Annotated in this window: 22 protein-coding genes; 14 read left to right on the forward strand and 8 right to left on the reverse strand. The window is 49.7% G+C overall.

Annotated elements, in window-relative coordinates; genetic code table 11:
* Positions 1–449: 449 nt before the first annotated feature.
* From CRO05_RS13670 to CRO05_RS13690, 5 genes are all read right to left on the reverse strand, one after another.
* Positions 450–653, reverse strand: a complete 204-nt coding sequence (locus CRO05_RS13670) for a cold-shock protein (RefSeq protein WP_097067678.1) — start codon at positions 651–653, stop codon at positions 450–452.
* Positions 654–1069: 416 nt separating this feature from the next.
* Positions 1070–1435, reverse strand: coding sequence for a Spy/CpxP family protein refolding chaperone (locus CRO05_RS13675; protein ID WP_097067679.1), 366 nt, complete (start codon positions 1433–1435; stop codon positions 1070–1072).
* Between the two features lie 171 nt (positions 1436–1606).
* Entirely contained in the window at positions 1607–2371 is a 765-nt protein-coding gene (locus tag CRO05_RS13680; protein WP_097067680.1) for a complement resistance protein TraT, read from the reverse strand.
* Between the two features lie 127 nt (positions 2372–2498).
* On the reverse strand, positions 2499–2828 hold the full coding sequence (locus CRO05_RS13685) for a hypothetical protein (RefSeq protein ID WP_097067681.1): 330 nt from the start codon (positions 2826–2828) through the stop codon (positions 2499–2501).
* Positions 2829–3369: 541 nt separating this feature from the next.
* Positions 3370–3633, reverse strand: coding sequence for a choice-of-anchor L family PEP-CTERM protein (locus tag CRO05_RS13690; protein ID WP_181319788.1), 264 nt, complete (start codon positions 3631–3633; stop codon positions 3370–3372).
* Between the two features lie 437 nt (positions 3634–4070).
* Between CRO05_RS13690 and CRO05_RS15930 the strand changes: the two genes are divergently transcribed.
* Positions 4071–4223, forward strand: coding sequence for a hypothetical protein (locus CRO05_RS15930; protein WP_235001445.1), 153 nt, complete (start codon positions 4071–4073; stop codon positions 4221–4223).
* A gap of 112 nt (positions 4224–4335) precedes the next feature.
* On the opposite strand, the gene CRO05_RS13695 is transcribed toward CRO05_RS15930, so the two are convergent.
* Positions 4336–4572, reverse strand: coding sequence for a hypothetical protein (locus CRO05_RS13695; protein WP_181319779.1), 237 nt, complete (start codon positions 4570–4572; stop codon positions 4336–4338).
* Between the two features lie 651 nt (positions 4573–5223).
* Between CRO05_RS13695 and CRO05_RS13700 the strand changes: the two genes are divergently transcribed.
* From CRO05_RS13700 to CRO05_RS13730, 6 genes are all read left to right on the forward strand, one after another.
* Complete coding sequence (locus CRO05_RS13700; RefSeq protein ID WP_097067683.1) at positions 5224–6330, forward strand: sulfate ABC transporter substrate-binding protein; 1107 nt, start codon at positions 5224–5226, stop codon at positions 6328–6330.
* Between the two features lie 313 nt (positions 6331–6643).
* The gene (locus CRO05_RS13710; RefSeq protein WP_235001446.1) at positions 6644–7891 is read left to right on the forward strand and encodes an MFS transporter; all 1248 of its coding nucleotides are present in this window, start codon (positions 6644–6646) and stop codon (positions 7889–7891) included.
* Positions 7892–8348: 457 nt separating this feature from the next.
* Positions 8349–9347, forward strand: a complete 999-nt coding sequence (locus CRO05_RS13715) for a PstS family phosphate ABC transporter substrate-binding protein (RefSeq protein ID WP_097067686.1) — start codon at positions 8349–8351, stop codon at positions 9345–9347.
* Between the two features lie 350 nt (positions 9348–9697).
* Positions 9698–9943 (forward strand): hypothetical protein, encoded by a 246-nt coding sequence (locus tag CRO05_RS15630; protein WP_146166036.1) that lies wholly within the window; start codon positions 9698–9700, stop codon positions 9941–9943.
* A 691-nt stretch (positions 9944–10634) separates the two neighbouring features.
* Positions 10635–12131, forward strand: coding sequence for an OprO/OprP family phosphate-selective porin (locus CRO05_RS13720; protein ID WP_097067687.1), 1497 nt, complete (start codon positions 10635–10637; stop codon positions 12129–12131).
* A gap of 1008 nt (positions 12132–13139) precedes the next feature.
* Entirely contained in the window at positions 13140–14543 is a 1404-nt protein-coding gene (locus CRO05_RS13730) for an alkaline phosphatase PhoX (RefSeq protein ID WP_097067689.1), read from the forward strand.
* Positions 14544–15160: 617 nt separating this feature from the next.
* Here the strand turns inward: CRO05_RS13730 and CRO05_RS16185 are convergent.
* A complete protein-coding gene (locus CRO05_RS16185; RefSeq protein WP_159462751.1) occupies positions 15161–15280 on the reverse strand; it encodes a methionine adenosyltransferase domain-containing protein in 120 nt (39 codons plus the stop codon).
* A 152-nt stretch (positions 15281–15432) separates the two neighbouring features.
* Here CRO05_RS16185 and CRO05_RS13740 point away from each other — a divergent pair, with 152 nt between their 5' ends.
* From CRO05_RS13740 to CRO05_RS13765, 6 genes are all read left to right on the forward strand, one after another.
* Complete coding sequence (locus CRO05_RS13740; RefSeq protein WP_097067691.1) at positions 15433–16647, forward strand: DUF2863 family protein; 1215 nt, start codon at positions 15433–15435, stop codon at positions 16645–16647.
* Between the two features lie 70 nt (positions 16648–16717).
* Entirely contained in the window at positions 16718–17137 is a 420-nt protein-coding gene (gene msrB, locus CRO05_RS13745) for a peptide-methionine (R)-S-oxide reductase MsrB (protein WP_097067692.1), read from the forward strand.
* Between the two features lie 201 nt (positions 17138–17338).
* Complete coding sequence (locus tag CRO05_RS13750; protein ID WP_097067693.1) at positions 17339–17884, forward strand: septation protein A; 546 nt, start codon at positions 17339–17341, stop codon at positions 17882–17884.
* Complete coding sequence (locus CRO05_RS13755) at positions 17884–18186, forward strand: YciI family protein (protein ID WP_097067994.1); 303 nt, start codon at positions 17884–17886, stop codon at positions 18184–18186. Before CRO05_RS13750 ends, CRO05_RS13755 begins: the two co-directional genes overlap by 1 nt.
* 11 nt (positions 18187–18197) lie before the next feature.
* Positions 18198–18461: a BolA family transcriptional regulator gene (locus CRO05_RS13760; RefSeq protein WP_097067694.1), complete on the forward strand. Its 264-nt coding sequence runs from the start codon at positions 18198–18200 to the stop codon at positions 18459–18461.
* 24 nt (positions 18462–18485) lie between these two features.
* The gene (locus CRO05_RS13765) at positions 18486–19283 is read left to right on the forward strand and encodes a peptidyl-prolyl cis-trans isomerase (protein WP_097067695.1); all 798 of its coding nucleotides are present in this window, start codon (positions 18486–18488) and stop codon (positions 19281–19283) included.
* Positions 19284–19341: 58 nt separating this feature from the next.
* Here CRO05_RS13765 and alr read toward each other — a convergent pair whose 3' ends face one another.
* Positions 19342–20415, reverse strand: coding sequence for an alanine racemase (gene alr / locus CRO05_RS13770; RefSeq protein ID WP_097067696.1), 1074 nt, complete (start codon positions 20413–20415; stop codon positions 19342–19344).
* A 141-nt stretch (positions 20416–20556) separates the two neighbouring features.
* Here alr and lplT point away from each other — a divergent pair, with 141 nt between their 5' ends.
* Positions 20557–21831 (forward strand): lysophospholipid transporter LplT, encoded by a 1275-nt coding sequence (lplT, locus tag CRO05_RS13775; protein WP_097067697.1) that lies wholly within the window; start codon positions 20557–20559, stop codon positions 21829–21831.
* The last annotated feature ends 5 nt before the right edge of the window (positions 21832–21836 follow it).

Here is a 21836-nt window from a genome sequence, read left to right on the forward strand (position 1 = left end):
TGGAATACCGGCATTCATGTTCCTTGGCTTATAGGTGTCTACTGTTTTCAGGGGCAACTCAGTCCGAGTCCTCGCAGACCGACTACGTAGATGTTTTCGGTGCCAGCTCCCGGACTGAGCCGTGGTGGGAAAAACCTGGAGTTATCAATGATACAAACGTTATCAGGGGTAAAAACGGAAAAAATCTATTTCACCGCAACCTGTTTTCTCCTTTTTTTCATCTAATAAAATATGAGTAGTCGCTGAAGAATCGCAATAATCACCTCGATTAATCAAGAGCGAAAAATGGCAGGGGTGAAATATGAAACAAGATTATGAGTTCACTGGTCGGGTTTAGCCAGTCCCGGCATTTTTGCCCAAAGCCTACCGGCCACTGCCCTGACCTGCCCCTCCCAAAACAACGTATTTAAGTTATTTGCTGGTACGGTTTGTCGCCCCAGCATGAAATCTTACGCAGATTGAATGTTTGATGCTTGCTTGCCCTTCGGGCCCTGCGTAACCTCAAACGTTACTTTTTGACCTTCTTTGAGCGTCTTGAATCCTGACATGCCGATTGACGAAAAGTGCGCGAATAAATCCTCACTGCCGTCATCAGGAGTAATGAAGCCAAAGCCTTTTGAATCATTGAACCATTTTACTGTGCCAATTGCCATTTTTGCTTCCTCTATATATATCAGTTAAAAAAAGAGACCTTCGTTTTCAAAGCTGACTGCATTCTGACAATCTTTAGGCGAGGAATATGTTCGCTACCGCACCTAGTACGGCCGCAAGGCGGTCTTTTCATCGTAGAAAGCGATAACTTCAATCTGACAGTTAAATGCAGCCAATCTGGCTCTACAACTTATCTCCAGCTCAGCGCACGATAGATGGTAGTCCGGTCTACACTCAGCAGCTCGGCCATGCCGGTTTCACGTCATTCCCCGAATGATTTGCGCAGCATGGCTGACCTTCTCTCGGTTCAGTTTGTGTGGCTGACCCTACCCCGAAATCAGTACCGGTCTAAAATGGAAAATTCCGGCTCCTGACCCGCCCCCTTGTCTCGACATCCCACGTTTCAAACCTTAATTTTCTAGATCCGGTTTTCACGATCCTGCTTTTTCTTTGGATCGTGCTTAGAATTTTGACGCATCTTTTGATCCAGTTTATTCATCTGCTCTGGCGTGAGCACTCCTTGGAGGCTCGACCGCGTTTCCTGCTGTACTCTTTGCAATTTTTGCTTTTCCTCATTGAAAATGGCTTCGACTTTCTTTCTCTCCGTATCAAAAATAACTTCAACCTTGGTTCGTTGGTCTGCACTAAGACCCAGTTCCTTACTCATGTGCTCGATTCCTTTTTTCCTATCAGCAGATCCCGTGTCGTTTTGTTGAGGATGGCTGGCAACAGGAGTTAAAAGAAAGACAAAAGCCAGTGAGATACTTGTCAGTTTTTTATTCATTATTATTTCTCTTGGGTTTATACCGTGATTGTTTACTTATGGTGGAGTAATAGCCTGAATTGACCAGAATTAGGTGGTTCCCGATAAAGAAAAGTAGATATGATTCAAGGACTAGCGGACAGGAGTGACTTTATTCACGATCATCGTAACTAAAGTCACTCCAGCGGAAAACTAGAAAAGCCCAGAAATAGAGCGCGTCAATCCATTCGTCAAATCAGGGGCCGCTTCGTCATACACCAGATTTACCTTATTGGCCGTGCTGACAACACGAGTGCGATACTTGTTCATGTTGCTGACCTTGGTAGATGACTGTCTTCTTGATCCGCCGATCCCTTGCTTGGCATCCTGCTGACTATCTTGTCGAATTACAACACCTTGCTCAGCTCGTTCGGCGATTTCAACATCAGTAATGGCCATGAACATGACATCCTTGACTGCGGCACTTGCGACAGTGTCCACGATACCAAAAGCCGCTGCACCGGCTAGTCCGCCAATACCGGCACCCGTCCAACCAGCCAGCGCGGCACCTGTTGCCATTCCCACTGCAGCCCCAGTAGAAATAGCACCACCATAGCCCGCTCCCAAAGCAGCTTGAGCGGCTGTCGGGCTAGCCTTGTCCACGCTTAGGACATTGACCTGGAGCCAATAATGAGCCGTTTTTGGATTATTGGTAATGGTATAGCCTTTTCCTTCAAGCACTCTTACAACAGGACCCGTGATATCAAAGTTTGCTTTGTCAGACGTATTCCGAACATTTAAGTAAATAATTTTTTGATCCGGGTCAACTGGATCAAGAAAAATGGTATCGCTCATTTTTGTTTGAACGTCCAGATCCTTTTTGGCTATTGACGTATGCACGGCGGCACAACCGCTTAATATCATCGAAAATACTATGAGACCGGCCAGCGTAATACCTTTACCTTTCAAGTAACTCATTTTCTCCCCTTTTTTATTAATGACTAAATTAATTCGGGCGGGGTAATAAGAAATTATTTATTGTTTTTCTTATTTAACTATCGCCAATTTGCTATTGAACTACATGAACCTATACTTCCGAAGAGCTTTACCACCAACTGCCGTAGAACGGGTGGTAGCCCCCTCCATAAAGTCCGCCATAATAGGGGCGAATATAACCACCGTAACCAAACCCCCCTAGCAGCGGTATGCTAGGGGTAACATAGCCAGAGGATTTGGTTGGAGTTCCCCTCTCCGTCGCAGCTTTGAGAGATGCTGTCAGACTCGCATCATCCGGAACAATAAAAGGCTTGGAAATTGTTTCCTCATTGAACTGCCTCTGGATTTCCTCCAGGTTCTGTGGCCATGCAGCAGTGCTCTGTATGGAAGCAAAAAGCAGAAACCCGTAGAAAACGTTCTTATTACCCGTGGTTATCATTTCGCGTCTCCAATCTGATTAATATTCCTACTGCTGAGTATAAATAAGTTTTTTTTGGAATGTAAATTTTTCATTTATAACAGGGGCGCAACGTGATTTTTCGAGCAGGTAACGCTACCTTTACTTACTTTGCCGCCCCACCTTTCGATTAATCCAGCCAGCAACATAGCGCAAATCTCCGGCTCCGGAACCGGTGGGAATTATTCCAATTGTTCCAGAGGTCCCTGTCGGGTTGATTAATTGCCAAGACCCTTACGCAGTATCACCAAATTCTGGAAAAGAAGCCGGAACAGATCCTGTAAACAAAGCGGTGCCCGAGGGACTAAAGAGGGAAAAACGTGGTTGTCGCGTTAAAACCAGTGGCTCCTTTATCGTAGAGGTAGGTATTGAGATCGAGGCTTTCCTTTACTCGTGTGCCGGCAAAGGAAATCCGGCAGAGATGCGATGCTGCAATAAAGGCAATCAAAAAACGAGTAAACGAGGTTCCCAATAAACTGTCCAGAAAATGCGGGCTGACTCAGCGTCTCAGAAACGAACTCCCTTAGATTCTCTTACGGCGACTCCAGGCAAAACCTGTTAGTCCCACTGCTATAAGTGCCATAGAAGCAGGCTCGGGTACTTGATTAGGATCAGGATCAATACCTCCACCAGTATCCGTGCCGGCAATTAAATCTCCGATAAACACTCCGCTATCAAAGATTAAATCGGAGGTATCAGCAACGCCAAACGCAATATTATGGGTAGCCAGGCTCATATCGAGCAAACCTACTACCGTGAAAACTGGAGTTAAACCATTATATTCAATTCCATATAAACCTGAACCAAGTAAAGGCGCAAGTTATCAGATATTTTATTTTCATCGTTATTTTCTCTTTATTTATAAGGAATATTTTTAACAGGTAATGCCACAACACAAATAGGGCCTCATAATCCTTGAGGAATCTACTCAAGTTTGAGTTTGAGCTTGAGCTAAAGCTCAGGCTTGAGCTCAAGCATATTTTGTGCCCGTATTTTTTCCCCTATAAAACAAATAACTAGTTGTTTGGATTCTTAAGGCGGCTAGATAATGTAAAGATTATCGACGCCTTGCCTGTCATTTGCCTGCATGATCTTGCCGCTAATTCACTTGAATTTCCGTGGAGAGTATCTGCTAACCGTAGTGTTCTGGTGTTTTAGGTGAGGTCCAGTGCACGAGTGCTAAGCTGATCTTTTTGGGGTGTTCCACCGTCTAAGGAGAGGAATATGAAATCTGGAACAAGCGTGTTTTGCACAGTCGTGGCGGCAGTATTATCGCTGGCATGCAGCAGTTCTATAGCGGCACTGGGTAGAAACAAGCACCCCGCCCACCAGACGCCGTTTCGAGTGAAAGGGTTCCAACCGCACGCTCTGAATTAGTTGGGGCAAACAAACCTATATTTACCCTCGATAACGTATCTTATGGGCTAGTGAATCGAGTCGAGTTATCCGTTAGTATTGATAAAATATGGATCCATCATCTTCAGTCAGATCACGATCCGCTCAACCTCATCCAGGGATACTTGGTCGTTACGCCGGTCATAGAGCCCGTCGTGCGCACACTCTCGTGAGCGGCCATTTGTTGCGCCACTTCAAGCTTTCCGCCATTACGTAAGTATTCCGTGATAACTGTAGCGTGAAAGGAGTGATTGCCGATACGAGTGAGGATATCTGCATCCGTGGCTCCCGGCGGATCATCCGGTATGCATCGGCCTGGCCCATCGGGCATGCGAATATCACGACAACAAACGATGATCATCGCAAGACTGGGTCGGAAGATGGTTCGGTTTTCATGAAATTTCCCTCTCTGTTTTTGCATCACCCTTATGTAACAAAGTGGGAACAAAAACAATGCCTTGCATTGTTCGTTTTCAGTTTCGCAAAAGGGAAACCTTATGCAACCATCAGGCGGCCTCGTTTATAGCCAACCCCCACCAGTTGTCATAAAACAGCCATAAAACGGAAATGATATAGACACAAATAGGCAGTATTCTCCCGATTGTTTCCTATTAAGAAGGCGGGAATAATTAGATGAGAATCTCAGGCTTGCGTTAAATCCCCCCATTTCCCTTCGCTGAAGACTTGTTCCTTTCCTAAGGGATCACGCAGTTGTCTCCCATGGGCCGCCTCCAAGTGCCCTTAAAAATGTAATAAATCCACAGTACGATGTGCGAACCGAATCTCATTAGCACGGGAGTGAGCCATGTTTGAATATGCTGTTTATATACGGACTAAAGAGGGCCTATACCGAGCGCATGAATAACGTTATTTCTAATCTACCTTACGATCCGCGAAAAACCGATGGTTCTTTAGCCCCCTATGTGCACGAAGAGGCACTCGCCGGCTTTCCTGAATCCGTCATGGTCTGGAGGAAATAAAAATGTTGCTGGATAGTTCCCGTTTTGCTGTTGGTATATCTATAGTGCTGGTGAGCCTGGGTGCCGCCTATGCCACCCTGAATAATTTTGCCGATCTTCCTGCACTCGGCTCCACAGGGCGCCTATACGGGGATTTGAATGTCGCCTTTGCCTCTCACTGGAAAACCCGGACGGGCCTGGATATCAAAGTCGAGCAGGCACGGAGCAAACCAGGCAAGCCGGTGCATGTTACGGTCGATGGACTTGATGTTCCGGCCCTCGCGCTGTCCTACGATGTAGACAGGCTGAATAATAAGGAAAGATCTATTGCACCCGGCGTCCGCGAGCTTTTAGCGCGGGACCTTCGGATTGGCTCTTACCCTTCAGCCTATACCTCAACCATCGTGTTTCTCGTACGAAAAGGCAACCCAAAGGAACTGCGGGACTGGGGCGATCTGGTACGCTCTGATATAAAAGTAGTTACCCCGAACCCAAAGCGCTCTGAAAGCGGCCGCTGGAATTATCTGGCTGCCTGGGGATATGCAATGAGGCAATCAGGCGGCAGTGAACAAACCGCACGTGAATTTGTCAGCCAATTGTTCGCCAACGCCCAGACAGTGGATTACGAGGGTAAAAAGCCGGGAAACTTGGCTACTGCCTTTGTCTTTCTCAACATAGGCGATGTACTCCTCACTTGGGAAAATGAAGCGCATCGGATCGTTCAGAATAGCGGAAACGATAAGTTTGAAATCGTTACCCCGTCTATATCAATAGTGGCCGAACCCGTTATCAGCGTAGTGGACGCGGTTGGAAACGGGAAAAGCGCACGCGGTCTGGCTTCATACATCGAATATCTATATACACCCCAGGCACAGCATATCGCCGCCCAGCACTATTACCGTCCCCGCGATCCGTCCGTGGCCTCGAGGTACGAGGACCGGTTTCCTCACCTTGACTTATTTACGGTCGACGAGGTGTCCGGTGGCTGGCAGAGAGCCCAGAAAACACATTTTGCCAGGGGCGGTGTTTTTGACCAGATCACCAGTGATGTTCCGAATTTTGCCTCGGTGAATAGCTCTATCAGCGCCGCTTATAGAATAATTCAATGCGCGCGGTCAGCATGCGCGTGAGTTATTTCCAAACGTACAGACCTCGGTTCACTGCCTTTGGCGGTTCCTTCAATTCCCCCTCTCCTTTCTCCTTGCGGACAAGAGCGCTCAATCTTTCGTTGTCCGTCATGGCTGACGATACAACGTAGTCCAATCCCCTTTTACTTTTAATAGCCCTGCCATGCGGAAATCGCATGTAAGCTGGGTTGAGTGCCAACGTCATCTGGCAAGAAAACCATTAAAAAGGCGTTAGATGCATGAGGTAGCGCCGAATAATCCTGAGTGACAAAATCGGCATTATCTTGTAGATAGATCGCAGATGGAGGATCAAGCAGTGAACACGGGCGTGGGGCGCAGAATATTTACCCGTTTACTCATGCCTGCGGGGGCAGACGAAACCGCTTTCCCATTACTGGTAGCTCGCGCATTGCGCGCCTTTGGCGATGGCTATGTTGCTGTGCTTTTGCCCGCTTATCTGCTGGCGCTGGGATTTGATCAACTGGACGTAGGCTTTTTAAGTACGGCAACGTTAGCCGGATCAGCCTTGGCGATGTTGGCGCTAGGTGCGATTGGCTACAGATGGACAACTCGCCGGTTGTTGCTGTCCGCTGCCTTTTTAATGATGATTACCGGCCTTAGCTTCGCGAGCGTTTCATCGTTTTGGCCACTGTTTGTTATCGCATTCGTAGGAACACTTAGTCCGGGTTCGGGTGATGTAAGCGTATTTTTGCCGCTGGAGCATGCCCGCTTGGCACAGGCGGCTAGCGGCAACGCAAGAACCACGCTGTTCGCTCGTTATTCGCTTATTGGCTCACTGAGCGCCGCCGCGGGTGCCTTAGCCGCCGGGATCCCGTCCTGGCTCGTGCCATGGTCGGGTCTTTCATTAATTGATGGCCTGCGCGCAATGTTCGTGCTTTATGGTCTACTCGGCGGATCGGTCTGGCTGCTCTATCGAACTCTCCCGGCGATCGAGCTCCAGACTGCCCCGTTACCGAAGCCGCTGGGTCCATCTCGCAGCATTGTGTTCAAGCTTGCCATGTTATTTAGCATTGATGCGTTTGCTGGGGGATTGTTGGGAAATTCGCTGCTGACGCTCTGGCTCTTTGAGCGGTTTGGACTGTCACTTGGGCAGGCCGGGACATTCTTCTTCTGCGCGGGACTCCTGTCGGCCGGATCCCAACTCGCTGCACCAGTCATCGCGCGCAGGATCGGGCTGCTCAATACAATGGTTTTCACTCACATCCCTGCTAACGTATGCCTCATATTTGCTGCAATTGCCCCAAATCTGGAAATCGCACTCGCTCTGCTGTTCCTACGGAGTGCATTATCGCAGATGGATGTGCCAACCCGTACTGTCTACGTAATGGCTGTGGTCACCCCGTCGGAGCGAGCTGCCGCTGCAAGCTTCACTGCAGTATCCCGCAGCCTCGCTTCAATCGCGAGTCCAACCTTCACCGGGGCCTTGCTGGCCAGCGGACTGTTGAGCGCACCTTTGATTGCTTGTGGAGCTTTGAAGATTGCCTACGATCTGGCCTTGTTGATATTCTTCAGGCGCCTGAATGTTCCGCGAGATCGAGAATAGAAAAATGTGTTTTTGGTCACGGTAAGGGCAAGTCATCCTTCATGAAAGGATAGAAACAAAGCCATCCAATTACCAAGACCCATCATCTCGTTTCATTGCCCATGCATCTTCCGGCCGTGCCGACTTGAACTCTCCCGAGATCGTCCCACCACTTTACCTCTCGTTTATAGCCAAGTTCCCCGTGTCATAAAACAGCCACAAAACTGAAATGATACCGACATGACCGGGCAGTATTCTCCCAATTGTTTTCCTTAAAGAAGACGAGAAACAATCAGATGAAAATATGAGGCTTGCGTTAAATCCGCTCTATTTTCGTAATTGTCCAAAAAAGGCAAAAATACTTATATCAATAACTTAATGCAGGGCGCTAGCCTGGTGTGCTGTCGGGGCTCGAGTTAATAGCCAGAGCAGGGATGTCACCGGAAAGCGGATCCTGATCCATCTTGCGGAGAACGAAATGCTGAAATTGCTGGGTATTGAGATAGTAGTAGTGGTATTGGGTGGGCTGCTTGGAGGTGTCAGCGTTGCGAATGCTGAGCCGATTGTAAAAATTGACGGTTCCAGCACCGTTTATCCCATTACCGAAGCAGTGGCGGAAGATTTTCAAATAGACAACAGGGGTGCCGTTAAAGTCACAGTTGGTATTTCCGGCACTGGCGGTGGCTTCAAGAAATTTTGCCGTGATGAAATAGATATCGCCAACGCTTCGCGCCCCATCTCGAAAAAAGAAATGGACGCTTGCAAAACTGCCGGGGTGCAATACGTTGAAATGCCAGTGGCGTATGATGCATTGACGGTTGTGGTGAATCCAAGAAATGATTGGGTTAAAGTCATTACCGCCGCAGAATTAAAAAAGATTTGGGAGCCCGACGCCCAGGGGAAAATAACCAAGTGGAATCAGGTAAACCCCGCATGGCCTGATGATCCGATAAACCTTTACGGTCCAGGAGCGGACTCTGGCACCTTTGACTACTTTACGGAAGCAATCGTCGGAAAGGCCAAATCGAGTCGGGGCGATTTCACTGCTTCCGAAGACGACAATGTGCTGGTCCAGGGGGTAGCGAGCAATAAAAACGGGCTCGGGTTTTTTGGCTTCGCTTACTACTTCGAAAACCAGAAAAAGGTTAAGGCGCTCGCTGTTGATGGAGGCCAGGGCGGTATTATCCCATCCATTAAAACGGTGGAGGATGGAAGCTACCAGCCATTATCACGCCCGATTTTTATTTACGTGAATATCAAGGCGACAGAAAAACCCGGAGTCAAGGAGTTTGTTGAGTTTTATATGAAAAATGGACCGGCTCTGGTAAAAGAAGTTAAATACTTTCCGCTGCCAAGTCAAGCTTACACCACTAATCTGGAGCACCTAAACAAGAAGAAGCTTGGCACAGTATTTAACGGCCAACCGGCGGTGGGGCTCAAGATCGATGAATTGCTCAAACGTGAGGCCAGCCTATAGTACGACGAAAAAGATGAGGTGGCAGACTGCAAATAACTACCGCGATTTAAGCCTTTAAACTTTCCACCGATATAGTATTCACGGCTAAGCTGTAGCAGTTGCGACCTCATCTGGCAGTTTCCCGAATCGCGCGGCGTGATGCGCCAGATCAAATTCAACTGCTCAGTGTTATGAGTTTATCGTTCCACACTTCCTTTCCGTCAGATGTCCTTGTACAGCTCTTCGCCGAAGGCTTATTCCTGAGAATCACTGCAGCCGCCTCCCGTTATCGATCCCCCAGGCCCTTAAAAATTTCGTAATAAATATACAGTACGATGTTGAACCGAATTTCATCAGAACAGGAGTGAACAATGTTCGAATACGCTGTGTATATACGAACCAACGAGGGCTATATCGAGCGCATGAAGAACGTTATTTCTAATCTACCTTACGATTGGCGAAAAACCTATGGTTCTTTATCCCCCTATGTGCACGGAGAAGAACTCGTCGGTTTTCCTGAATCCATAGTGCTGTGGGAGAATAGCACAGGGCCCAGCGTAGGCATTGCCCCTATTAACCCTTCTTCTCACTCTACTGATACCAACCCGCCGCCCTAATAGCGGGGGCTGGAACCAAAACTGCCTGGGCAACTGGCATGACCTTGACCAGGCACGTCAACTTCTATGTCTATTCCAGTGGAGAAGGCGGTGAACAAGCGCCAATTTAGTTTGATCCAGAAAACGCGCTTAAAAAATACGTCCTCTACATACGAAACAAAGCCGGCAGCGTAGAGCGAAAAGGTTTCGCGATTTTTCTTTGTTACTGGTCGTAAGTCCCTTACGTGCACGAGGAAGTATTGGTCGGATGGCCGAGCAAAAAGTGTTTTGGGCAAATGACGAAGGGGCTAGCATCGGTATGGCGCCTATGGATCTTATAGTATCGAATGCTCGCTCGAAGCTCCGCCCGAAAACGATCAGCTCCAAGTGTTCGTCTCCTCAATTCCGTAAAAATCCATCGGCAAACATCCAGTAGCACGGCAGCCCTTGGGGAAAGTGCTCCTTCAGTTACTTTTAAATTCTGTAAGCAGGCGGGCTATCATGCCGAAAAGGTAAAGCTCGATTTCCATCTGTAGCACGCTGGAGCCCATAGCCATACGGCATTCTTCGCATCGGTCATCAGCGCTTGACACTGACTTTAGTCATAGAACTGTTACAAAACGGTAATAAGGCAGTCATTTCTTTTCCGTATTCTTACTCCCGGTTTATACCGATAAACATAACCAATCAATACAACACTGGGAGCATAGCATTGAAATTTTCAAAACTTGCATTGGCAGTGGCTACTGTCTTAGGGGCAATCACATCATCCGGGGCTTTTGCGATTGATCTTTACATCGATACCAAAACCAAGCAGATATATGGAGAGCCAGGACCTGACCGGCAACCTTTAGGTACTTTTGAGAGAGTCGAACGTGCTCCATCAAGCAGTGCAACGCCAGCGCCGGAGGCAGAGAGAACCGGCCAGTCAACTCCCGGCGACAGAAGTGCAAGATTAAAAGAAAAGGCGGAGCGGGCTCAGCTCGTCGGCAAGGTTGAGTCCATTGAGGAACGTGTCAAAGAAAGCGAAAAGCAACTCAAACTGGATAAAAACGGCTTGCAATTCGAAACAGCAGACAAGAATTTCAAGTTCAAGATCGGAGGCCGGATTCACACGGATTACACCCATAGCAGTAATGATAATTTTTTTAGAGATGGTGCTCCGGTTGAAGCCAATGATGGCGCAGAACTCCGCAGGGGGCGCCTGGAGTTTTCAGGCACTTTCTTTAAAGATTGGGATTTTAAGAGCCAGATCGACTTTGCAGATAATAGTGTCGGCGTTAAAGATATGTTTATCTCATACAAGGGATTGGATTTCGCGAAGGTCAACCTGGGCCACCAGAAACAGGCTTTCAGTCGCGAGTTGCAGGAAAGCTCCAACGATCTTATGTTTATGGAAAGATCATTAATGAATGTTCTTAACGCACCGCTTGTAGATCGCGCCATTGGTCTAAATCTGTCAAAAAGCGATAAAAACTGGACTGGACAGGTTGGACTCTATGGCGAGTCAATCGACTCTAATAACAACAGCATGGATGAAAGCTGGGGAACCAATTCGCGTGTCACTTTTGCACCCGTTAACGAAAAGACAAAGGTTGTCCATTTAGGTGTGGCAGGAAATTATCGCCAACCGAGCGGCAGCGGTCAGGCATTCGGTCCCTCCAATGGCGTGAGATTCAGGCATGAAACGTCGCATATGACTGATCTGTTTCCGATTGACTCGGGCACCGTAGGGAATATTCAGGACGTAAAGATGCTTGGCCTGGAGGCAAGCGGCGTATATGGCCCATTCAGCGCGGGAGGCGAGTATACCCATAGCTGGGTTGGCCGAAACGGTCTGGATTCACTAAGCTTAAATGGCTGGTATGGAGAAGCCGCATGGACGCTCACCGGTGAATCACGCAACTACAAAGAAGGACGGTTCTTCAGAGTGGCGCCGACCCGTAACTTCAGCTTTTCAAATGGTGGATGGGGCGCCTGGGAACTGGCGGCACGTGTCGGCGGAGTAGACATGAACGATGGCGCCTTCAGAGCAGGTGAAATGAAAAACTTTACCGTTGCCCTGAACTGGTACGTGAACCACAACATTCGCTTCATGTTTAATTACGACAAGATATTGGAAATCAAGGATTCGCCTTTGACGACCGCGAGCGGCGGCCAGCCGGATGATCTGAATACTTTCATGTTCCGTAGTCAAATAGCCTTCTAAATTCAGATTAGTTGAGGAAGTGCGTGAATCACGGATCGGTTGCTTCAAATTGTAACCAGGAAACTGATTCATTTCGATTCGACAAGTAAACTGCCATGGCGAGGTCGAATGGATTTTGGGGGACGGTACCAAACATACTCCTCCCAAAATCCTCCCAAGATTGTAAAAATGCGGCCAGCCCTGACTCGAATGCTTTTTTAGTTGATATGTTTTTCCACCCCCAAAGAAATGTTATGAAAAAACGAAGGTACGTTGATCTGTATGGTTATACTTCGGATGAGTTTGATCGCTTACTGGAGAGAGGTATTAACAAAAAGCTTCGCTCTGCCGGAAAATCCAGATCGGAGTTAGACATGCCTACCGTCTTCGCGGCGTATGAAGATGAAACTCGCAAGCTCCCTCGCCGTAGACTCCGTGAAATGCGCGTTACCGCCTAATCTCTGGCTTCTCAAGCCACAGGCATTTAAGTAAATTCCCTTGCCTGTTGTTTGAGCTATTTGATCCATTGTTTTCCCTGGCCAGAGGGCGCGGCAAAGCCCGGAAAAAATATGGAGATGGCAGGAAAGCCAAAGGACGTCGCAGACGCGCTTCAAGTCAATCTCCCAACATTGCTCCTCTCAAATCCGCTTCGGCGGTTTTTTTCTTTATTGCACGCAATACCCTTGCCCAGAATGTTTAAAGCGCTCGCACATAAATAGAACTTGCTTCAACTTAAATCGCATCATGCTCACACCCCCTCTAACCCAGTAAGCCTCACTTGACCGCGCTCAGGCGACGATTCCGGCACGCTAAGACCTTAACTGGCTTCGCAGGATTATCGGGCTGATATTTCATGTAGCGGGTCGTCGAGCAAGGCAACAGCGTTGTCATCGTTGCGTCATATTCAGTAGGTATATTTACCTACAGGGCCCGGCAGTCGGTTAAAGGATGGGCTTGGGAGCACTACGTGCTTTTTCAGTAGTGACGGTCAATGAAAGTATTCATTTTAGCGTTTAATTCGGAGCTTCCATGTTTAACCATAAGATACTGAACGTTATTGTTGCAGCGGTACTTCTGGTAATGATTGGGACGGCGCAAGCTACAGCTGCCAATACGCATTTCGCCAAATTCAATGCCCTCCCGGGCAGCGTTACCGCCGGCTCCCTTCCGGAGAGTTCTCCTTTTACGTTCTCTTCACTTAATTTCTCGCAGGTTCGAATCGCAGATCGCATAAGCCAACTCAAGCTTGGAGAGCCCAACTCTGGTGGCTGGGACATGATCACCGCTAACGAGACCGGCCCCGATGCCGGGCGCTACTTATTTATTCCCTTTGAAACTTCGGAGGCAGGAGTACAGCGTATAGATTTAAAAACAGGACTGACCAAAACCCTCGTTCGGCCTGGCACACAAGGCTTCACCAAGGGAGATGCCTCGCGCTGGACACCCTGGGGCAGCCACCTGACCGCGGAGGAGTCGTGGGAAAAGGAGAGTACTAAAGGACGTTTATTTGAACTGACCAACCCGACAACTGCTACCGGCAGCAGTGACTCCAGTTTCGTCCATCGGTCAATTGTGCCACGCGTAGCGCATGAAGGACTAGCCTTTGATAAAGAAAACAACCTGTATTTCATTGATGAGTTTAATGGCGGTAGCATTTACAGATATGTGCCGGCAAGTCCCGCTGCCACCACGGGCAATGAGTATTTCTCAGCCGGTCAGACCTTCGTCCTGCAGGTGAACGGGGGTGACAATGCCAATACGGTAGGGTCTTTTGTCTGGATTCCGATTACTGACGCCACTGGCGGCCCCATTGATGGGATATCGGTGATGAATGCCGATGGAACCATAAATGGCCGCGAAACGGCGAATGCGGTAAAAGGAACTGGCTACCAGCGTCCCGAGGATATCGAGATCAAAACCTTGGCCAACGGAGATGAAATGTTATTTGTGGCCACCACGGGGACCCACGAGGTGTACTCCGTTAATCTTGATTCCAATGAAGTGAAGCACTTTGTAAGCCGTAACACTCCCAACAAGTCGACGGGCGCACCGGTGGGCACTTCCTTGGCCAACCCGGATAATTTGGCGATCGATGCGGCCGGGAATATTTATATTGTTGAGGACCAGCCCGCCGGAATGGCTGACATCTGGTTTGCCCTGGATGCCAATAATGATGGCGTGGCTGACTCTGTCGCGCGCTGGGCCTCTCTATCCACCATAGGGGCCGAGGCTACCGGCCTTTATTTTGACAAGTTTGATGCCAATGTCGCCTATGTGAATGTGCAACATCCGGATAGTCTCGTGGACAGTACAATCATGATCTCCGCAATTCCAGAATCAAATCTGGCCTCCACAATGCCGGAATCGATGGCTTTGTCCATGTTGCTGTCTGTTGTGGGCTTAATGGGCTTTATTGTTCATCGAAGGTCTTAAACAGGATTTGTATGTCTCAAATTCGTTTTTTCTGAACGTCAAAAGCTTGGTTAAGCCTGGAAGAAATACGGAGATGCCAGGGAAGCCATAAAAGGACGCCGCAGACGAGCTGTAAGCCAATGCCCCCAAACCCGCTTCGGCGGGTTTTCGCTTGTTGCACGAATAACCCTTCAGCCAGCTTTTAGGAAAGCTTCTCAACGGGACCGTTACTTTTTCATGATCAGGGTGTTCCAAACCACGACTAATTCATAAAGCTGTAACAAGTCGAACGACGCAGGTGACTCCTCAGATTCAGAAGGTTGCGGTATTTTCACCCATGCTGCGTTGTCCGCTGTCTCCCATGGAAGGCCTGCATCCATTCGTCCCACTTGCCCATATTCCACGAACTGCGGTAAAACCCTTCAAAATATAGTTGCGGCGATGACGCAGGTTAAACGCGCGGAGAATCGCCGCTGGGCCGAAATCGAAATGAGCACGAACGCGGGTGTAATCTCCGCATCCGGATGCTTCCCGTCCCCAAGTCCACCTGGATGCTCACTGGCCTGGTATCCCGATCGTATACGCTAGATGGGCCCTCCCATGCCTGTGCAAGACCTGCTGCAACCACATACTTTTCTTCATGACGACGCATAAACACTAACCCGGTCGATTCGCGAGGGATCCTTGCCGGATAATGCCGACTCCGAGTGCCGCGAATATTCGCCATAAGTGCCGGTAGGAAGTGAATTCGCCCGCAAAACCTTATTCCCCCAGCCATGATGGAAAAACCTGGACTGTCGTATTGGTTCTTTATTCTTCGCTATCTTTACCGGAGCAACGATACGGGGCCTCGTTTCAATCTGTCGAATTAGGTTAAAATATTTTTTTGATCCTAAAGGACGCCAACCTCATGAAAAAACTTCGCGTCCCTCACCGCATCAAATCTCCGCGGGTGGTCCAGGAGCTTTCTCGGCTGGCGGCTGGTCTTGCTGCTTCGGGCAGCCGGATAGAAGACGCGTTCTGGGAGAACCGGCTCGCGGTAAAGATTGCCGCTCAGTTGCGCACTGGCGATGATCAAAACCTGGAAGCCGCCCTGGATCAGCTTTATGATGCGGATCCCGCTGGTTATAGCGAGTTCATTTATGCCATAGAAGCGGCAATCGAATGCAGCATACTGACCCACGAGGACCGCCGCTATGATGTGCTGATGTTCGCGGTACCGGTACTGACCTGGTCTCGCTTTTCGATTCCTTCGGGACCTGTAACCGAAGCGGTGCTCGCCAAATTGCGGGTACAGTTGCAGACCCATGTGCTGGCCGCGAATGTACAGTTCGTGCTGGCCGACTGCCTGTTCAGTCCCGATCAATTGCCGCGCGGCTATCATCTTACGCATGAGCTGGCCAGCAAGCTGTGGGCAGCGGCCGTGGCGGGTGAACGTGACCTGCATATGAACCCACGACAATTGGCCGAAACGGGACGCTTTCTTTCCGATACCCGTTATCTCCTCGGCGGCATTGCCGTGCCTCAGGGAAAGCCCATGTTCCGCTGGCAGGCGGATGGAACCGGTGAGCCTAGAGGCAGCAGTTCGCCCGTTCCGAAGTTTTCAAAAGAGGAAATAGTGCAGGCATGGCAGACTCATGGCGTCGAAGCTCTGCGGCCCCTATTCCAGGGTTGCGCGTTCGAATTACTGATACCCGATGGCTTTTTTTCTGCCTGGCGTATGGCGGATCGATTGGCCCGGCCCTATTCCATGCATGCCACTGTCGATTTCCTGCAAACCACCTTGAATATACCGGCATCCAGGCTGCGTGCGGTGGTCGCACCTTTTTATGACCAATGGCTGGAGGAATATCGTATAAGTTTTACGCTCAAGGAGCGTGACGATGTGCTCTATGGGATAGTCTGGACATTGGTTGGCGATGAAGATGAGAATAGCGATATCGTGGGGCAAATCGAAGCTACCCTGCGAGAATGCGGCATAACCCACACCACGCTGCTCGAAAACCGTTTCCTTCTTGACTATTGCGAAGAGTGCGGCGCCCCACTGTTTCCAAGCCCGGAAGGCGAAGTGGTACATGCCGAATTTCCTGAAGAAGGTGAAGTGACGCCAGTACATCTACACTGAGATATACTCTTCAAGCACACCCTCGGAATGATACTTTCAGATTGCGTTAATTTTTGGAGGGAAAGGAGCCATGAGCGGCAAAATTGCAAAATCGGAGCAGGAATGGAAAACCCAGCTCGGGCCTCAACGGTACCATGTCTGCCGTGAAAAGGGCACGGAACCCGCTTTTACGGGCGAATACTGGAACTGCCACGACCAGGGGGTTTACCGTTGCGCCTGCTGTGGTGCAGCATTATTCGGCTCGGATACCAAATTCGATTCCGGTACCGGTTGGCCTTCTTTCTGGCAGCCCATTGATCCGTCCAACGTTACTGCCGTGGCAGATAACAGCCTTTTCATGCGGCGAACGGAAGTGTTATGCGCTCGCTGCGACGCGCATCTGGGCCATGTATTCGAGGACGGCCCCGCGCCCACCGGTTTGCGCTACTGTATCAATTCCGCCTCGCTCAAACTCGATCGCGGGTCTGGTGATCAGAAACCTGACAGTTAAAAAAGCAAAGGGCAATTCAAGGTTGCTCGTCTGCATCCAGCCCTGGTTGAGACGACATCGATGACAGATTATATTCACAGCCGTCAAAGCATATAGATCACGTGCTTATCGTTCTAATCAGCAGGAAATTCAATAGATTTTTCTCTTCGTAACCGTGATAATCAGCTCATCAGCCAATTGCTGGCGTCATCGTTCCACATTATGAAATTTCTTTTTGATCTTTTTCCGGTAATCCTTTTTTTCATTACTTTCAAGATCTACGGCATCTACGCTGCCACCGCTGTAGCCATTGCCGCCACTTTTGTCCAAATCGGCTGGGTTTGGTACCGCCACCGCAAAGTTGATACGATGCTGTGGGTAAGCCTGGTTCTCATTGTCATCTTCGGCAGTGCGACACTGATCCTGCAAGACGAGACTTTTATCAAATGGAAACCATCAGTGCTTTATTGGCTTTTCGCCGCGGCACTGCTGTTGGCCCATGCGATTTTCAAGAAGAATTTGATCCGGACGATGATGAAAGAACAGATCACGCTGCCAGACCCGGTATGGAGCCGGCTGAACGCCAGTTGGGCGGCGTTTTTTGCATTGATGGGCGTGGCTAATCTTTATGTGGCGTTTAATTATTCCACGGAAACCTGGGTCAACTTCAAGTTGTTCGGGTTTATGGGTCTGATGCTCGTTTTTGTTGTATTACAGGGGTTGATGCTGGGGAAATATGTTGAACACGATGAGGATAAGGAGACATGATGCTCTACGCGATAAGCGGCGAAGATGTTTCCGGCAGCCTTGAAAAGCGGCTGGCAGCGCGTCCCGCGCATCTGGAACGCATCAAGGCATTGCAGGAAGAAGGGCGTCTCATCCTGGCGGGACCATATCCCGCGATTGACAGCCCCGATCCTGGTCCCGCCGGATTTTCCGGCAGTCTGATCGTAGCTGAATTTGAATCGCTAGAAGCAGCACGTACCTGGGCCGAAAACGATCCCTACGCCACTTCAGGCGTATATGCAAAATTGATAGTCAGGCCATTCAAGAAAGTCTTGCCATCATAAATAGTAAACCAATGAGCACCCTCGAATTGATCAGGCAGAAGCTTTCCGTGCTTGAACCCGAAGAGGTTGAAATTGTGGATGATAGCTCGCGGCATGCGGGCCATGAGGGGGCCAAAGGCGGCGGCGGACACTATTTGCTCACCATTGTCTCCTCGAAATTTGTCGGCAAATCCCCCCTGGAGAGGCATCGTCTGGTCTATGCGGCGCTGCACGAGATGATGCACAAGAATATTCACGCGCTGAGTGTAAAGGCGTATACTCCTGAAGAAATTTAACTTTCCACTGACAAGGAAGCCTCTATGCAATTTATCAAACTTGCTCAACTAATATCACTGGGTATTTCCGGATTGATTGCCGTAACGGCTGTTCAGGCTCAATCCGGCTCAACCATGGCCAAGGTGAACGGTGTAGCAATTCCTCAGTCCCGCCTCGAATTTATTGTGAAAGCCCGTACCGCCCAGGGTCAGCCGGATAGCCCGGAGTCCAGAAAGGCTTTGCGTGATGACCTCATAACCGAGGAGGTAATAGCTCAGGAAGCCAAGAAACAGGGACTCGACAAGGACCCTGATTTCCAGACTCAGCTCGATATGGCGCGTCAGACAGCCCTGGTCAGGGCTTATCAGGTGGATTATATAAAGAAGCACCCTGTCAGTGATGAAGAGTTGCGGAAAGAATACGAAGCGCTGAAAACTCAGATGGGCGATAAGGAATATAAAGCGCACCATGTTCTCGTTGCTACCGAGGAAGAAGCTAAAGATATCATCGCTCGTATCAAAAAAGGCACCAAGCTTGAGAAGATCGCCGAGGAAAAATCCCTTGATACGGGCAGCAAAAACAAGGGTGGTGAACTCGACTGGAGTCCCGCTGCAAGCTACGTTCAGCCCTTTGCCGAAGCCTTGACGAAATTGAAAGAAGGTCAACTTACCCAGCAGCCGGTGAAAACCCCCTTCGGCTGGCACGTGATCCGCCTGGATAATGTACGGCCGCTGAAAATTCCGCCATTCGAGGAAGTAAAGCAGAATCTGGCGCAACGTGTGTTGCAGAAGGAGTTCGCGTCATCGGTCAATGATCTGCGCTCCAAAGCGAAAGTCGAATAAGTCTCCACAAGTCCGGGGTAAATAAAAAAGGCAGTCACGACTGCCTTTTTTATTTGGGTTACGTTACCTTCTGCATTCGCGGCGCCAAGGCACACAACAGCTCATAACCCACCGTACCGGCTGACTGCGCCACTTCATCGACGGGCATCCCCTTTCCCCAGAGTGTGACCGGACTGCCTACCCCGGCATCTTCTATGTTACTCAGATCTACATGCAGCATGTCCATTGACACACGCCCTATGACACGAGTGCGCTTCCCGTTCACCATGACGGGGGTACCGGTAGGCGCATGACGAGGGTAGCCGTCGGCATAACCTCCTGCAACAACACCAACCCGCATCGGCTGGCCGGTGCGAAAAGTATGGCCATACCCAACACCATCCCCCGCTTTAAGCGTTTGTACCGCGATGATTTTGCTTGATACCGTCATTGCCGGATACAGATTCAATTCTTCGGCAGTCGTGTCCGCAAACGGCGACGCTCCATAAAGCATGATGCCGGGGCGCACCCAGTCCGCATGTGTTTCAGGAAAGCGCAGAATGGCGGCCGAATTGGCCATTGAGCGAGGCAGATATCGTCCTCCGGCGATTACGTTGAAACGTTGTAACTGAGCGGCAATGTTTTCATTTCTGTGGGGCTCATCGGCGCGAGCAAAATGGGTCATGAGCGTAATGTGTTCTACGGCAGAATTAGCTTTGAGGGTTTCCAGCACAGCGGGAAATTCCTCAAGCGTGAATCCAAGGCGGTTCATGCCGGTATTAAGCTTTAGAAATACGTCCAGTCTCCGGCGCACCTTGGATGCAGACAACATGGCGAGCTGCTCGCGGTGATGAATTACGGTGCTTAAATGATACTGCTCGATCAAGGCCAATTCATCTACGTCAAAAAATCCTTCCAGCAGCAAAATGGTCTGGCGATAGCCCGCGTCCCGCAGCCGCACGGCGGCATCGAGCTCAAGCATGGCGAACCCATCCGCCCGCGCTAGCGCTTCAGCCGCGCGGAGCAACCCGTGACCGTATGCGTCAGCCTTGATAACCGCCATTACGCGCGAGTGGGGCGCATGACGACGAACGACGGACAGGTTATGTTCGAGCGCGGAGAGATCAATCCGCGCCTGGATAGGGCGCGGCATCTCAGGTGGCAGGGAGTTTAATCATTAGTGCGTGAATCCGGAGAATTCAACTGGATGGCATGAGCGGTTTGATGATATAGCTTGAATGAGCATTGTATAATCCGGGCCTGAGGATGAACAAGTTTCTGGAAGGAGAGTAGCTTGAAACGCGGATTTTATACCATTATGGCAGCGCAGTTTTTTTCTTCACTGGCGGACAATGCGCTGCTGGTGGTTGCCATTGCACTTCTGGTAGAACTGCATGCTCCCGCTTATCTCACCCCGATGCTCAAGTTTGTATTCGTTTTGTTCTATGTGATTCTCGCGCCGTTCGTTGGGGCATTCGCGGACTCCATGGCCAAGGGACGGGTGATGTTCATCAGCAATGCTATCAAGATCGTGGGCTGCAGCCTGCTTTTCCTGGCGTCGCACCAGTACTTCGCTCTTGCGGCATATGCGGTTGTCGGGCTTGGCGCGGCTGCCTATTCTCCCGCGAAGTATGGAATACTGACTGAACTGCTGCCCCCCGAAAAGCTGGTCATTGCCAATGGCTGGATCGAAGGCTTAACCGTAGCTTCTATCATATTGGGCACGGTATTGGGCGGGTTGCTGATATCTCCCGCAATAGCCGCCATATTTCTGGCGTTTGATTTCCCTGTTATAGACACAGGGGTGGACACAATTCCGGAAGCCACCATACTTCTTATTGCCATATTTTATACCACTGCGGCAATCTTCAATCTGTACATTCCCAATACCGGGGTTGACCACCGGATTCTCAAGAAAAACCCGGTATTCCTGGTGCATGAGTTCGCACATTGTTTGAGGCTGTTATGGAAAGACAAGCTCGGACAAATTTCGCTCGCCGTCACAACATTGTTCTGGGGCGCAGGTGCAACCCTGCAGTTTATTGTATTGAAATGGGCTGATGCGGCGCTGGGTTACCCGTTAAGTAAAGCCGCACAGTTACAAGGCGTGGTCGCCGTCGGGATTGCGATAGGCGCGATTGTTGCGGCACGCGTAGTGTCGCTGCGTCAATCGGTGAAAGTCATTCCTCTTGGTATCGCGATGGGTGTTGTGGTGATGGCCATGATTCTGGCACAAGACCTGTGGATTGCGATCCCGCTTTTAATGCTGATCGGCGGACTGGCCGGATTTTTTGTCGTGCCGATGAATGCGCTGCTGCAACACCGAGGACATATCTTGATGGGCGCAGGACACTCTATCGCGGTACAGAATTTCAACGAAAACCTGAGTATTCTCACCATGCTGGCGCTGTACGCGATATTGGTGAGCTTCGACGTCCATGTTTATACGGTTATTGTTCTTTTCGGTCTATTCGTCGCCGTGATCATGGCGCTGATACGCCAGTGGCATTTGCGCAACCAGAGTATTGAAGATTCCCTTCATCTCATCGGTGCGCACAAAGGACATTGAGCGAC

Source organism: Nitrosovibrio sp. Nv4 (genome assembly GCF_900215485.1).
In the GTDB taxonomy this organism is placed as follows: Bacteria; Pseudomonadota; Gammaproteobacteria; order Burkholderiales; family Nitrosomonadaceae; genus Nitrosospira.

Coding starts and splice junctions, on each gene's coding strand:
- CRO05_RS15630 (WP_146166036.1), top strand. CDS start 9,698: ATGTTCGAATACGCTGTGTATATACGAACCAACGAGGGCTATATCGAG.
- CRO05_RS13715 (WP_097067686.1), top strand. CDS start 8,349: ATGCTGAAATTGCTGGGTATTGAGATAGTAGTAGTGGTATTGGGTGGG.
- msrB (WP_097067692.1), top strand. CDS start 16,718: ATGAGCGGCAAAATTGCAAAATCGGAGCAGGAATGGAAAACCCAGCTC.
- CRO05_RS13700 (WP_097067683.1), top strand. CDS start 5,224: ATGTTGCTGGATAGTTCCCGTTTTGCTGTTGGTATATCTATAGTGCTG.
- CRO05_RS13760 (WP_097067694.1), top strand. CDS start 18,198: ATGAGCACCCTCGAATTGATCAGGCAGAAGCTTTCCGTGCTTGAACCC.
- CRO05_RS13675 (WP_097067679.1), bottom strand. CDS start 1,435: ATGAATAAAAAACTGACAAGTATCTCACTGGCTTTTGTCTTTCTTTTA.
- CRO05_RS13695 (WP_181319779.1), bottom strand. CDS start 4,572: ATGCCCGATGGGCCAGGCCGATGCATACCGGATGATCCGCCGGGAGCC.
- CRO05_RS13730 (WP_097067689.1), top strand. CDS start 13,140: ATGTTTAACCATAAGATACTGAACGTTATTGTTGCAGCGGTACTTCTG.
- CRO05_RS13765 (WP_097067695.1), top strand. CDS start 18,486: ATGCAATTTATCAAACTTGCTCAACTAATATCACTGGGTATTTCCGGA.
- CRO05_RS15930 (WP_235001445.1), top strand. CDS start 4,071: ATGAAATCTGGAACAAGCGTGTTTTGCACAGTCGTGGCGGCAGTATTA.
- CRO05_RS13740 (WP_097067691.1), top strand. CDS start 15,433: ATGAAAAAACTTCGCGTCCCTCACCGCATCAAATCTCCGCGGGTGGTC.
- CRO05_RS13685 (WP_097067681.1), bottom strand. CDS start 2,828: ATGATAACCACGGGTAATAAGAACGTTTTCTACGGGTTTCTGCTTTTT.
- CRO05_RS13670 (WP_097067678.1), bottom strand. CDS start 653: ATGGCAATTGGCACAGTAAAATGGTTCAATGATTCAAAAGGCTTTGGC.
- CRO05_RS13680 (WP_097067680.1), bottom strand. CDS start 2,371: ATGAGTTACTTGAAAGGTAAAGGTATTACGCTGGCCGGTCTCATAGTA.
- CRO05_RS13755 (WP_097067994.1), top strand. CDS start 17,884: ATGCTCTACGCGATAAGCGGCGAAGATGTTTCCGGCAGCCTTGAAAAG.
- CRO05_RS13750 (WP_097067693.1), top strand. CDS start 17,339: ATGAAATTTCTTTTTGATCTTTTTCCGGTAATCCTTTTTTTCATTACT.
- alr (WP_097067696.1), bottom strand. CDS start 20,415: ATGCCGCGCCCTATCCAGGCGCGGATTGATCTCTCCGCGCTCGAACAT.